The 13,062-nt window shown below is 73.9% G+C and carries 13 protein-coding genes; 10 read left to right on the forward strand and 3 right to left on the reverse strand.

The features are described from left to right. Positions 1-53 precede the first annotated feature (53 nt). From ACZ6WH_RS13230 to mug, 7 genes are all read left to right on the forward strand, one after another. Positions 54-1,403 carry a hemolysin family protein gene (locus ACZ6WH_RS13230; protein ID WP_432862057.1) on the forward strand — a complete coding sequence of 450 codons (1,350 nt, stop codon included), beginning with the start codon at positions 54-56 and terminating at the stop codon, positions 1,401-1,403. Next, positions 1,400-2,422, forward strand: a complete 1,023-nt coding sequence (locus ACZ6WH_RS13235; RefSeq protein ID WP_432862054.1) for a hemolysin family protein — start codon at positions 1,400-1,402, stop codon at positions 2,420-2,422. The genes ACZ6WH_RS13230 and ACZ6WH_RS13235 overlap by 4 nt, the downstream gene beginning before the upstream one ends. 87 nt (positions 2,423-2,509) lie before the next feature. Next, positions 2,510-3,286, forward strand: a complete 777-nt coding sequence (locus tag ACZ6WH_RS13240) for an SGNH/GDSL hydrolase family protein (protein ID WP_469728132.1) — start codon at positions 2,510-2,512, stop codon at positions 3,284-3,286. 89 nt (positions 3,287-3,375) lie between these two features. Further along, the gene (locus ACZ6WH_RS13245; RefSeq protein WP_469728134.1) at positions 3,376-4,428 is read left to right on the forward strand and encodes an NAD(P)-dependent alcohol dehydrogenase; all 1,053 of its coding nucleotides are present in this window, start codon (positions 3,376-3,378) and stop codon (positions 4,426-4,428) included. 34 nt (positions 4,429-4,462) lie between these two features. Beyond that, positions 4,463-5,260 (forward strand): DeoR/GlpR family DNA-binding transcription regulator, encoded by a 798-nt coding sequence (locus tag ACZ6WH_RS13250; RefSeq protein ID WP_469728136.1) that lies wholly within the window; start codon positions 4,463-4,465, stop codon positions 5,258-5,260. Positions 5,261-5,319: 59 nt separating this feature from the next. Continuing rightward, positions 5,320-6,753, forward strand: coding sequence for an adenylosuccinate lyase (purB, locus tag ACZ6WH_RS13255; RefSeq protein WP_469728138.1), 1,434 nt, complete (start codon positions 5,320-5,322; stop codon positions 6,751-6,753). Between the two features lie 22 nt (positions 6,754-6,775). Next, positions 6,776-7,327 (forward strand): G/U mismatch-specific DNA glycosylase, encoded by a 552-nt coding sequence (mug, locus tag ACZ6WH_RS13260; protein ID WP_469728140.1) that lies wholly within the window; start codon positions 6,776-6,778, stop codon positions 7,325-7,327. Here the strand turns inward: mug and ACZ6WH_RS13265 are convergent. Further along, positions 7,258-7,758, reverse strand: coding sequence for a hypothetical protein (locus ACZ6WH_RS13265; protein WP_469728142.1), 501 nt, complete (start codon positions 7,756-7,758; stop codon positions 7,258-7,260). The genes mug and ACZ6WH_RS13265 overlap by 70 nt on opposite strands. 126 nt (positions 7,759-7,884) lie before the next feature. Here ACZ6WH_RS13265 and ACZ6WH_RS13270 point away from each other — a divergent pair, with 126 nt between their 5' ends. Next, on the forward strand, positions 7,885-9,042 hold the full coding sequence (locus ACZ6WH_RS13270; protein WP_469728144.1) for an ROK family transcriptional regulator: 1,158 nt from the start codon (positions 7,885-7,887) through the stop codon (positions 9,040-9,042). 69 nt (positions 9,043-9,111) lie between these two features. Here ACZ6WH_RS13270 and ACZ6WH_RS13275 read toward each other — a convergent pair whose 3' ends face one another. Beyond that, entirely contained in the window at positions 9,112-9,864 is a 753-nt protein-coding gene (locus tag ACZ6WH_RS13275; protein WP_432862031.1) for a GntR family transcriptional regulator, read from the reverse strand. Positions 9,865-10,113: 249 nt separating this feature from the next. Here ACZ6WH_RS13275 and ACZ6WH_RS13280 point away from each other — a divergent pair, with 249 nt between their 5' ends. Beyond that, a complete protein-coding gene (locus ACZ6WH_RS13280; RefSeq protein ID WP_432862028.1) occupies positions 10,114-10,824 on the forward strand; it encodes an arylsulfatase in 711 nt (236 codons plus the stop codon). Between the two features lie 13 nt (positions 10,825-10,837). Here ACZ6WH_RS13280 and ACZ6WH_RS13285 read toward each other — a convergent pair whose 3' ends face one another. Continuing rightward, a complete protein-coding gene (locus ACZ6WH_RS13285; protein ID WP_469728146.1) occupies positions 10,838-11,734 on the reverse strand; it encodes an RNA polymerase sigma-70 factor in 897 nt (298 codons plus the stop codon). A gap of 178 nt (positions 11,735-11,912) precedes the next feature. Here ACZ6WH_RS13285 and ACZ6WH_RS13290 point away from each other — a divergent pair, with 178 nt between their 5' ends. Then, positions 11,913-12,764 carry an alpha/beta fold hydrolase gene (locus ACZ6WH_RS13290; protein WP_469728148.1) on the forward strand — a complete coding sequence of 284 codons (852 nt, stop codon included), beginning with the start codon at positions 11,913-11,915 and terminating at the stop codon, positions 12,762-12,764. Positions 12,765-13,062 lie beyond the last annotated feature (298 nt).

Consider the following 13,062-nt stretch of genomic DNA (forward strand, 5'->3'; position numbering starts at 1 on the left):
CGACACCGCGCGAGCCTCCCGACCCTGTTCGACCATGGGATGGAGGTGACCCGATGACCGAGCTGCTCCTGCTGGCCGTGGCGCTTCTGCTGACCCTGGCCTGCGGCGTCTTCGTGGCGGCCGAGTTCTCGCTGACGACCGTCGAGCGCAGCGATCTGGAACGCGCCGCCGAGCGCGGTGAGCGCGGCGCGGACAGCGCGCTGAAGGCCGTACGCGGCCTGACCTTCCAGCTCTCCGGTGCCCAGCTGGGCATCACCGTCACCGGCCTGATCATCGGCATGCTGGCCAAGTCCTCGATCGCCGCGCTCCTCGCCGGCCCCCTGGAGGCCATGGGGCTGTCGCGCTCGGCGGGCGAGAGCATCGCGCTGGTGCTCGGAACGGCCATCTCCACGGTCGTGCTGATGGTCGTCGGTGAGCTGGTCCCGAAGAACTGGGCGATCTCCAGCCCGCTGCCCATCGCCAAGCGGGTGGCCACGCTCCAGCGGGGCTTCAGCGCCGCCTTCAAGCCGCTGATCGGCCACCTCAACAACACCGCGAACCATGTGGTGCGCCGGATGGGGCTGGAACCGGCCGAGGAGCTGGCGTCCGCGCGCGGGCCGCAGGAGCTGATGGCGCTCGCGCGGCACTCCGCCAGGGAGGGCGCGCTGGAGCCGGACACGGCCGAGCTGTTCGTCCGCACGCTGAACCTCGCCGACCTGACGGCGGAGAACGTCATGACCCCGCGGGTGCAGGTCACGGCGCTGGACGTGCAGTGCACGGCCGAGGACGTGGCCAACGCGACCCGCGCCACCGGCCTGTCCCGCTTCCCGGTCTACCGCTCCAGCCTGGACAGCATCGTCGGCGTCGCGCACATCAAGGACGTGCTCGCGATACCGGCCGCGCGGCGGCCCCGGCACGCCATCGCGGAGATGCTCCGCGAGCCGCTGCTGGTGCCGGAGACGCTGCCGGTCAACGAGCTGCTGGACCGGCTGTCCGGCAAGCGCACGATGGCCGTGGTGATCGACGAGTACGGCGGCACGGCCGGCGTCGCGACGCTGGAGGACATCGTCGAGGAGGTCGTCGGCGAGGTCGTCGACGAGCACGACCCGCAGGAGACCCCCGACCTGGCACCGGCCGGCGTGGACGAGGACGGCCGCACGCTCTACGACGCGGACGGCGCGGCCCGCGCCGACCAGCTGGAGCGGATCGGCCTGCGGATGCCTGAGGGCCCGTACGAGACGCTGGCGGGACTGATCGCCACGGAGCTGGGCCGGATCCCCGGGCAGGGCGACGGGCTGACCGTCGCCGGGTGGCGGATGGACGTCGTGGACGCCTCCGGCCACCGCGCGGCGCGCGTGCTGCTGCACGCCCCCGCCGCCGGTGACGAGGACGCCGACCGGGCGCACGAGGAGGCCGCCCGATGACCGCACTGCAGCTCTTCATCGGCCTGCTCACGCTGGTCGTCAACGCCTTCTTCGTGGGCGCCGAGTTCGCGCTGATCTCGGTGCGCCGCAGCCAGATCGAGCCGTACGCCGAGCAGGGCGACCGCCGGGCGCGCAGCGTCCTGTGGGGCCTGCAGCACGTCTCGGCGCTGATGGCCGCGGCCCAGCTGGGCATCACGCTGTGCACGCTGGTCCTGGGCGCGGTCGCGGAGCCGGCCATCGCCCACCTGCTGGAGCCGCTGTTCCACGTCACCGGCGTGCCGGAGGCCCTGGTCCACCCGGTCTCCTTCGTGATCGCGCTGGCCCTGGCGACGTATCTGCACATGCTCTTCGGCGAGATGGTGCCGAAGAACGTCGCGCTGGCCGAGCCGGTGCGCAGCGCCCTGCTGCTGGGGCCGCCGCTGGTGGCGATGGCGCGGGCGCTGCGTCCGGTGATCTTCACGGTCAACTCGTTCGCGAACGGCCTGCTGAAGCTGTTGCGGGTGGAGGCCAAGGACGAGGTCGCCGCGACCTTCTCCGACGCCCAGCTGGCCAAGATGGTGGAGGACTCCTCCGACGCCGGGCTGCTGGACGACCGGGGCGCCGAGCGGTTGCGGGACGCGCTGGAGCTGGGCCGCCGCCCGGTCCGCGACGTGGTCCTGCCGCTGGAGAAGGTGGTCTACGCCCGGCTGGGCGTCACACCCGAGAACCTGGAGGACCTGGCCGCGCGGTCGGGCTTCTCCCGCTTCCCCGTCGTCGACGACTCGCGCCGCATCCTCGGCTATCTGCACGTGAAGGACGCGCTGGACGCGATGCCGCGTGACCTGCCGTTCCAGGTGTCCTCGATGCGGCCGATCGCCCGGGTGCGGGCCGCGACGCCGCTGGACGACGTGCTGACCGCGATGCGCGGCTCGCGCACCCACCTCGCCGCCGTGAGCGGCGACGACGGGCGGCTGGCCGGGCTGGTCACGATGGAGGACGTGCTGCGGGAGCTGGTGCTCCAGCAGCGGCCGGCGGGCTGACGGCGGCGTCCGGGGCCTGACGGCACCTCCCGGCGCGGGCGGTCCTGTACTGCGTGGCCCTGTACTGCGTATAGGATCGCTCGCGCCATGGAGATCAGTGCTCAATACACCAGTTTCGTCGCGGTCGGGGATTCCTTCACCGAGGGCATGTCGGACGCGCTGCCGGACGGCTCGTACCGCGGCTGGGCGGACCTGCTCGCCGCCCGCCTCGCCGCTCGGACGCGGGACTTCCGGTACGCCAACCTCGCCGTGCGCGGCAAGCTCGTCGGGCAGATCGCCCGGGAGCAGGCGCCCGCGGCCGCCGGGATGGGCGCCGACCTGGTCACGCTGGTGGGCGGCCTGAACGACGTGCTGCGCCCCAAGTGCGACGTGGACCGGGTGTGCGCGCTCCTGGAGGAGGCCGCCGCACTGCTGGCGCCGAGCTGCAAGCAGCTCGTCCTCATGCGCAGCCCGGGCCGGCAGGGTCCGGTGCTGGAACGCTTCCGGCCGCGCATGGAGACGCTCTTCGACCACATCGACGAGGTCGCCCGGCGGCACGGCGCGCTCGTGGTGGACCTCTACGGCTCGGCCGTCCTGGGCGATCAGCGGATGTGGGCGGACGACCGGCTGCACCTGACCGCCGAGGGCCACGAGCGGGTGGCCGAGGCGGTGTGGCAGGCGCTCGGGCTGCCGCCGGAGGCGGAGTGGGACGCGCCGCTGCCGCCGCCGGTCCCGCCGGGCTGGGTGGCCCGGCGCACCTCGGACGCCCGCTTCGCCCGCACCCATCTGCTGCCGTGGATAGGCCGCCGGCTCACGGGCCGGTCGAGCGGCGACGGCCGCCCGCCGAAGCGGCCGGAGCTCCTTCCGTACGGAGACGACGACTGACTTAACGCAAACTGCGTTAACAACGGCGGTCACTTCTGCTAAGAATGCTGTCGTCCCTGTTGGCGTCCCCTGGGAGCCGTGACCGGAGCATGACCGCCACCGCTCAGTACGACATCCCCGACACCATGCGCGCCGCCGTGCTCGTCGCGCCGAAGCAGCTGGAGATCCAGGAGCGCCCCGTGCCCCGGCCGGGCCCCGAACAGGTGCTCGTCCGCGTCGAGGCGGTCGGCGTGTGCGGCTCCGACGTGCACTACTTCGAGCACGGGCGGATCGGTGACTTCGTCGTCCGCTCCCCCATGGTCCTCGGCCACGAGCCGGGCGGCACCGTCGTCGCCCTCGGGCCCGGCGCCCGGCGGCACGCTCCCGGGCAGCCCGTCTCGATCGAGCCCGGCGTGCCCTGCGGCCGCTGCGCCCAGTGCCGGCACGGCCGGTACAACCTCTGCCCGGACGTGTCGTTCTACGCCACACCGCCGGTGGACGGGGCGTTGTGCCAGTACGTGGCCGTCGACGAGGACTTCGCGCACCCGGTGCCGGAGTCGCTCGGCGCGGAGGGCGCGGCGCTGCTCGAACCGCTCTCCGTCGGCGTCTGGGCCTCGCGCAAGGGCAGGATCGGGCCCGGCTCCCGGGTGCTGGTGACGGGCGCCGGACCCATCGGGCTGGTCGCGCTCCAGACCGCGCGGGCGTTCGGGGCGAGCGAGGTGGTGGTCACCGACGTCGCGCCGGAGCGGCTCACCGTCGCCCGCGAGCTGGGCGCCACGGCCACCGTCGACGCGCGCACCACCCGGCTCGCCGACACCGGGTACGCACCGGACGTGCTGCTGGAGTGCTCGGGCGCGCCGGCCGCCGCCGAGGAGGGGCTGCGGGCGCTCGGCCGGGCCGGGCGCGCGGTGCTGGTCGGAATGGGCGGGGACACCGTCCCGCTGCCGCTCTCGCACGTGCAGAATCACGAGATCGAGGTCACCGGCACGTTCCGGTACGCCAACACCTGGCCGACGGCCGTCGCGCTGGCCGCCGCCGGCGAGGTGGACCTGGCCCGGCTGGTCACCCACCGGTACGGCCTGCGGGACAGCGTGGCGGCGCTCACCGCGGGCGCCGCCGACCCGACGGCGATCAAGGCCGTGGTACGCCCGCAGCCGGAGTGACGGCACGCCGGTCCGCACGAGGGAAGGAGCACAGGTGCCCGCCAAGGCACGGCTGTCACAGGCGGCCGTCGAGGACCGCCGGCAGGACGTCCTGCGGTATGTCGCCGAGCGGGGCGAGATCCGCATCGACGCCCTCGCGGCGCACTTCGGCCTCAGCCTGATGACCATGCACCGCGATCTGGACGACCTCGCGGCGCGCGGTCTGCTGCGCAAGGAGCGCGGGCGCGCGGTCGCCTTCCCGGCGCTGACCATGGAGACCGCCACCCGCTTCCGGGAGGGCGCGAACCGCGAGGTCAAAGAGGCACTGTGCGCCGCCGCCGCGGAGCGGATCCGGCCCGGCAGCACGCTGCTGATCGACGACTCCACCACCCTGTACCCGCTGGCCGAGACGCTGGCGGGGGTCGAGGGCGTACGGGTCGTCACCAATTCGGTGGGGCTGGCGCAGCGGGTGTCGTCGGCCGCCGCCGCGGACGTCACGCTGCTCGGCGGGGAGTACCGGGGCGACTTCCACTCCTGCACCGGGCCGGAGGTGACGCGGGGACTGTCCCGGATCCGCGCGGACCTGGCACTGATGTCCGCGACGGCGGTGCACGACGGCCGGCTCTACCACCCGCTGCCGGAGTTCGTCGAGGTCAAGGAGGCGATGCTGGCGGCCGCCGCGGACAGCCTGCTGCTCGCCGACCGCACCAAGTTCGGCAGGACCGCGACGTACTGCTACGGGGACGTCACCCTGTACGGGGCGGTGCTCACCGACACCGGCACGGAAGGGGCGGAGACCGCGGCCGTGCGGGGACTGGGCGTGGCGGTCACCACCGTCCCGGTGCGGTTGTAGCAAGCCACAATCCGGACCGTGGCACTGGCCTGCGCAAACGAACAGTAGAATCGGCTCACGTGACTGCAAAGCCCCGCATCCCCAATGTCCTGGCCGGCCGCTACGCCTCCACGGAGCTGGCCGTCCTGTGGTCCCCCGAGTACAAGGTCAAGCTGGAGCGGAAGCTGTGGCTCGCCGTGCTCCGCGCGCAGAAGGACCTCGGCGTTGAGGTGCCCGAGCAGGCCCTCGCCGACTACGAGCGAGTCCTGGACAACGTCGACCTGGCCTCCATCGCCGAGCGCGAGAAGGTCACCCGGCACGATGTGAAGGCCCGGATCGAGGAGTTCAACGCCCTCGCCGGCCACGAGCAGGTCCACAAGGGCATGACCTCCCGCGACCTGACCGAGAACGTCGAGCAGCTCCAGGTCCGCCTCTCGCTGGAACTGATGCGGGACCGCAGCGTCGCCGTCCTCGCCCGCCTCGGCAAGCTGGCCGGCGAGCACGCCGAGCTGGTCATGGCCGGCCGCTCGCACAACGTCGCCGCCCAGGCCACCACCCTCGGCAAGCGCTTCGCCACCGCAGCCGACGAGCTGCTCGTCGCCCACGGCCGCCTGGAGGACCTCCTCTCGCGCTACCCGCTCCGCGGCATCAAGGGCCCCGTGGGCACCGCGCAGGACATGCTGGACCTCCTCGGCGGCGACGCCGGCAAGCTCGCCGACCTGGAGCAGCGCATCGCCGGCCACCTCGGCTTCGCGCAGAACTTCACCTCCGTCGGCCAGGTCTACCCCCGCTCGCTCGACTACGACGTGGTCACCTCCCTGGTGCAGCTGGCCGCCGCGCCGTCCTCGCTCGCCAAGACCATCCGGCTGATGGCCGGCAACGAGCTGGTCACCGAGGGCTTCAAGCCCGGCCAGGTCGGCTCCTCGGCGATGCCGCACAAGATGAACACCCGCTCCTGCGAGCGCGTCAACGGCCTGATGGTCATCCTGCGGGGCTACGCCTCGATGGCCGGTGAGCTCTCCGGCGACCAGTGGAACGAGGGCGACGTGTCCTGCTCCGTGGTCCGCCGCGTCGCGCTGCCGGACGCGTTCTTCGCGCTGGACGGCCTGCTGGAGACCTTCCTGACCGTCCTGGACGAGTTCGGTGCCTTCCCCGCCGTCGTCGCCCGCGAGCTGGACCGCTACCTCCCCTTCCTCGCCACGACGAAGGTGCTCATGGGCGCCGTGCGTGCCGGCGTGGGCCGCGAGGTCGCGCACGAGGCGATCAAGGAGAACGCCGTGGCCGCCGCGCTCGCCATGCGCGAGCAGGGCGCCGAGCGCAACGAGCTGCTCGACAAGCTCGCCGCCGACGAGCGGATCCCGCTGGACCGCGACCAGCTGGCCGAGTCGATGGCGGACAAGCTGTCCTTCACCGGCGCCGCGGCCGACCAGGTGGCGGCCGTGATCGCGCGCATCGAGGAGATCGCCAAGGCGCACCCCGAGGCCGCGGCCTACACGCCCGGTTCCATCCTCTGACCCTCCGGACGATCGGAGCGCCGTGCCGCGGTACACCCCCGAAGAGCTGGAAGCCGCTCGTGACCGCCTCGTCCCGGACGTGGCCGCGACCGGGCTCCGGGTCCTCTTCTGCGGTATCAACCCGGGCCTGATGTCGGCCGTCACCGGCCACCATTTCGCCCGGCCCGGCAACCGCTTCTGGCCGACGCTGCACGCCGCCGGGTTCACCCCCCGGCGGCTGCGGCCCGACGAGGAGCAGGAACTGCTGCGGTACGGCGTCGGCATCACCAACGTCGTACAGCGGGCCACGGCCCGCGCGGACGAGCTGGCGCCGGAGGAGTTCGAGGAGGGCGGCCGCCGGCTGGAGGAGAAGGTGCGCCGGCTGCGGCCGGCCTGGCTGGCGGTCGCCGGCGTCACCGCCTACCGCGCGGCCTTCGGCGACAAGCACGCCAAGGTCGGGCCGCAGGAGCGGACCATCGGCGGCGCCCGCATCTGGGTACTGCCCAACCCCAGCGGTCTGAACGCTCACTGGAACCCCACCACGCTCGCGGAGGAGTACGGCCGGCTCCGCGCGGCGGCGTTCGCCGAGGAGTGACCGCCCTGCCGGGGCAGCGGCGGGCCCGCGTCCCCGTCCGGCCACACCGCCACGACCAGCTCGTACGGCAGGAACTCGGCGGCCCTTCCCACGCCGGTCGCCACCCGGCACTCCCCCACCGCCCACACATGGACCGTCCCGGTCAGCGCGGCCAGGTCCGCCAGCGGCGGCGGCACCGGTAAGCCCATCGCCGACCGCTCCAGATGGGGCGTCAGGTCCAGCACTCCGGGAGGCCCCCAGCGCGCGGACAGCAGCCCGTCGAGCGCTTCCCTCTCCGCTGCGAACTCCCTTGCCGCGACCGGCGCGTCGGCCGGGTCGGCCTCCCAGAACTCCTCGCTCGCACGGAGCCGGAGAACCCGGCCGGCATCGCCCGGCGCGGCGAGCGCGGCGTCGATCGCGGACAGGTGACAGGAAATCTGTTGCCTCGTCATGTCAACAGTAAAGACCCCACCTCTGACAATCGGCCGTCACAGGCCGTGACCAGCGGCTTCAGGGCTCGCCGCGGGCCGTCCGACGGGCTACGATCCCGCAAACACCTGAGGCGAGGGAGGCAGAAGTTGGGGCGGCTCACCGGCGGGGACCCCTCTCTGCTGCGACGGATCAACTCCGCCGTGGTGCTGCACGCGCTGCGTGCCGCCGACGCCGCGACCCTGACCCAGCTGGTGGAGCTCACCGGCCTGTCCCGGCCGACCGTCGAGGGGGTCGTGGAGGGGCTGATCGAGTCGGGGCTGGTCGTCGAGGTGCCGGCCGACGAGGGCGTGGCGCGACGGCAGGGCAGGCCCGCGCGCCGGTTCCGCTTCCGCGCCGAGGCCGGGCATCTGCTGGGTATCGAGATCGGCGCGCACCGGGTCTCGGCGCTGCTGTCCGATCTGTGCGGGCGGGTACTGGGCTCGGTCCAGCACGACGTGGACGAGGTCACCTCGGCCGACCGGCGGCTGGCGTGCGTCCGGGACACTGTCGCCGACCTGCTGCTGCAGGCCGGGGTGGCGCGCGATTCGCTGCGCGCGGTGGGTGTCGCGGGCCCCGGCATCGTGGAGGCGGACGGCCGGGTACGGCTGGGTACCGCACTGCCGGGGTGGACCGGGCTGCCGCTGGGCGAACGGCTTCGCAAGTGGTTCCGCTGCCCCGTCCTGGTGGAGAACGACGCCAACGCGGCGGCGGTGGCCGAGCACTGGAAGGGCGTGGCGGCGGGCTCGGACGACGTGGTGTTCGTGCTGGCCGGGCTGAGTCCGGGCGCGGGATCGCTGATCGGCGGGCGGCTGCACCGCGGCTTCGGCGGGGCGGCCGGCGAGATCGGCGCGCTGCACCTGCTCGGACGGGAGGCGACACCCGAGGCGCTGCTGTCGACGACCGGCGAACCGCTGCATCCGCTGGACGAGGCGCAGGTCGCGCAGGTCTTCACGCTCGCGCGCGAGGGCGACGCACGGGCTCAGGACGCGGTGCAGCGGTTCCTCCAGCGGCTGGTCCACGACGTCGCGGCGCTGGTCCTCGCCCTCGATCCGGAGCTGGTCGTCATCGGCGGCTGGGCGGCCGGCCTGGACGGCGTGCTCGGCCCGCTCCGTGAGGAGCTGTCCCGCTACTGCCTCCGCCCGCCCCATGTCGCCCTGTCCACTCTCGGCGAGGCCGTGGTGGCGACGGGCGCGCTGCGCCTGGCCCTCGATCACGTGGAGGAGCAGCTCTTCGCGGTGGACGGCACGGTCACGGCCCGGCGGTGACCGGCCGCCGGGCGCCCGGAGGCGCCGAGCGGACCGGCCGCGGACCGGGCCGGGACGGCTGACGGGCGGTCAGCCGGCGAGTACGGCGAGGGTGTCGTGGTCGCCGAAGGTGAGGCGGCAGGTGTCGGCGCGGTAGGTGGAGACCGCGACGGCGGTGGTGCGGCCGCCGGTCACGTACCGCGTGGTGACGACCAGGACGGGCGCGCCGGGCAGCCGGTCCAGCTGCTTGGCGTCCTCGGCGCGGGCCGAGCCCAGCTCCACCGCGCGCTCCTCGCCGTCCAGTTCGAGCCGCTGCAGCTCGTGCAGGACGGCTCGCGCGCGGGCGACCGGCCCGGTGGCGGCGTCCGCCGCGATGCCGGGGACGGACTCGGCGGGCACGTAGAGCAGTTCGGCCGCGACCGGCTGGCCGTGGTCGACCCGCGTACGCCGCACGACGTGCACGGTGTCCGCAGCGCCCGCGCCCAGCGCCTCGGCGACGGCCGGCGGGACCGAACCGCCGTCCACCTCGGCGGCGTCGGCCGGCTGCCAGGCGTCGCCGGGCGCGCCGGGCCAGCTGTGGCCGGACCGGTCCACGGGCACGCCCATGCGGGGCGGGGCGACCGTGGTGCCCACGCCGCGGCGGCGCTGCAGCCGGCCTTCCAGTTCGAGCTGTTCGAGCGCCTGCCGGAGCGTGGCGCGCGCGACCCCGAAGCGCGCGGCGAGGTCCCGCTCGTTCGGCAGGATCTCGCCGACCGCGAACTCCGAGTCGAGCGCGTCACTGAGCACGGTCTTGAGGTGCCAGTACTTCGGTTCCTGCACCGTGTCGAGCTGCGTGGTCCCCACCCTGTCCTCCGCAATCGCCGGTTTCCCCGGTCCGTCTCCGGGGTGTCCCGGGTGGCCCCGGGGTTTTGAGTACTTCTTTATTAAAGGTTGTTGAAGTATGGCTGTGACGATATGGGCGGCCCCACCCTTGGTCAAGACCAATCGGCGTTCCGATGCCGTAGCGTGACCGAGTCAACACGGTTGGAGACGGTGGCCGGGGCCCGCCGCGCCCGATGGCATGGGGTCGGTTCCGGCGGGTACGGTCCCGGCATGCTTGCCGTGCTCCATACCTCTCCGGCCCATGTCCCCGTGTTCGACGCGCTGCGCGACGCCGAGGCACCCGCACTGAAGCTGCGTCACCTCGTGCACCCCGAGCTGCTCGACCGGGCGCGCGAGGCCGGCCCCGAAGCGGTCGCCGACGAGGTGCGCGGTGCGCTCGCGGCGGCCGTGGCCGAGGGCGCGACGGCCGCGTTGTGCACGTGCTCCACGCTCGGCGGCGTCGCCGAGGCGGCCGGCGCGGAGTTCGACGTACCGGTACTGCGCGCCGACCGGCCGATGGCGGAGGCCGCGGTGGCGGGCGGTGAGCGGATCACCGTACTGGCGACGGTGGCGAGCACCCTGGAACCGACGGTCGCGCTCATCGAGGAGGAGGCGGAGCGCGCCGGGCGGCGGGTGGTGGTCCGTACGCATCTGGTGCCGGACGCCTTCGCGCTCTTCGAGGCGGACGACCACGAGGGCTATCTCACCGCGGTGGCCGAGGCCGTGCGGGAGGCGGACACCGACGGCAGCGCGGTGACCGTGGAGGAGGCCGTGGACGGCGCGGAGGACGCCGGGACGCCCAGGAGCGCGCACGTCATCGTGCTCGCGCAGGCGTCGATGGCGCCGGCTGCGGAGCGGGCCGACGTCCGTACCGAGGTGCTGACCAGCCCGCGCAGCGGCCTGCGTGCCGCGGCACGGGCGGCGGGCGTCGTGCCGCGGTAGGCGACGGCGGGCCTCAGGCCGCGGCGGGGCCCTCCCCCAGCGCGGCCAGCTTGTCCGGGTTGCGGACGATGTAGATCGTCTGGATGCGGCCGTCCACCACGTCGAGCTGGAAGACCGTGTCGACGCGGTCGCCGACCCGTCCGACGAGGGCGAATCCGCCGTTCAGGGCGGCGAGGTCGAACCTCAGCTCCGCCGGCTGCTTCTTGGCGACGGACACCATGAAGCGGCCGACCTTGTCGGAGGTCTCGATGACGCGCAGCGGCGCCTTGGCCTTGCCGCCGCTGTCGCCGACCAGCCGTACGTCCTCGGCGAGCAGCCCGATCAGCCCCTGCAGGTCATCGCCGGCCGCGGCGGCGAGGAACCGTTCGGTCAGGTCGCGCTGCCGCTCGGGGTTCACCTCGAAGCGCGGCTTGCGCTCCTCCACGTGGCGCCGGGCGCGCCCCGCCAGTTGGCGCACGGCGGCCTCGCCGCGCTCCAGTACCGCGGCGATCTCCGGGTACGGGTAGCCGAACGCCTCGCGCAGCACGAAGACGGCCCGCTCCAGCGGCGAGAGGGACTCCATGACGACGAGCACGGCGAGCGTGACGGACTCGGTGAAGACGGCCCGGTCCGCGCCGTCCGGTACGACGCCGCCGTAGTCGGTCGCGACGGGCTCGGGCAGCCACGGTCCCACGTACGTCTCGTGCCGGGCCTGCGCCTGGCGGAGCCGGTCGATGGCGAGCCGGGTGGTGACGCGCACGAGGAACGCGCGTGGTGCGCGCACCGCGTCGTGGTCGGCGGCCGACCAGCGCAGCCACGCCTCCTGCACGACGTCCTCGGCGTCGGCCACCCGGCCGAGCATGCGGTAGGCGACGCCCTGCAGGAAGGGGCGGTGTTCTTCGAAGACATCGGTCGCGGCATCCGTGAGCACGCCCTCATCCCACCGGGGCGGCCGCGCGTTGTCCAGCCTGGGGCGTACGGACGCGCGCCCACGGAATTCGGGCCCGCCCGCTACCGCCCGGTAACGATTGCTGACATGGTGTCTCTCGGGCCGTCCCCCACGTGCGGCCCCTCCCCCTGCGGCTTCCCCTCCCCCCGAAGGAGCCCCCATGACGACCGCCACGGCCTCCGCCCTGCACGTCTCCCCCGACGGCCGTCCGCCGTTCACGGTCGCGTACGAGCGCAAGGGCGCCGGCGAGCCGGTCGTGCTGCTGCACGGCATCGGCCACCACTACCAGGCCTGGGAGCCGGTGTTCAGCGTCCTGGCCGCCTCGCACGACGTGATCGCGCTCGACCTGCCGGGCTTCGGCGCTTCGCCCGCGCTCCCCGACGGCGTGCCGTACGGCATGACGTCGGTGGTCCCGCTGCTCACGGACGCGTTCGCCGCGCTGGGCATCGAACGGCCGCACGTGGTGGGCAACTCGCTCGGCGGGCTGCTCGCGCTGGAGCTGGGCCTGACCGGGGCCGCGCGATCGGTGACGGCGCTGTCCCCCGCGGGCTTCTGGACGGAGGCCGAACGCCGGTACGCCTTCGGGGTGCTGATGGGGATGCGGGCCGGCGCGAAGGCGCTGCCGCAGCCCGCGGTCGAGGCACTGGCCCGTTCGGCGGTCGGCCGCGCCGCGCTGACCAGCTCCATCTACGCCCGCCCCGGTCGCCGTTCGGCGGCCGCCGTGGCGGCCGAGACGCGGGCGCTGCGGGACGCGCCCGGCTTCTCCGCCACGCTCGCGGCGGGGCGCGGCCCCGGTGTGCTCTTCCAGCACGATCTCCCGGACATCCCCGTGACCATCGGCTGGGGCAGCCGCGACCGGCTGCTGCTGCCCCGCCAGGGCGTGCGGGCCAAGCGCGTGATCCCGGGCGCCCGCCTCGTACGCCTCCCCGGCTGCGGCCACGTTCCCATGAACGACGACCCGGCGCTGGTCGCCCGCGTCATCCTGGACACGGTGGCGCCGGCAACGGCGTGAGCGGGCGGGTGCGGCGATCGCTCACCTACGGGGCGAGGCGCGGCGGAGACTCGGCAACGGGGCGAGGGACGGCGGACGCTCGGCTACGGGGCGAATCGAACGCGCCCGTACCCCCACCGGGGGGTTACCCGTACGGCACGGCAGGCAAGCCCGAACCGCCACGCCCCCTTCCTGGCCATTTCCTGGCCATCCTCGCCCCCGCTTGCGACCATGGCCCGGTTCCGCGTTCCGCGTTCCGCGCCCGTGACATCCGGTTGTTCACTGAGTGTTGGGGTGCAGGGCACCGGACAGCGATAGG

Source organism: Streptomyces sp. NPDC050806, from assembly GCF_055586425.1.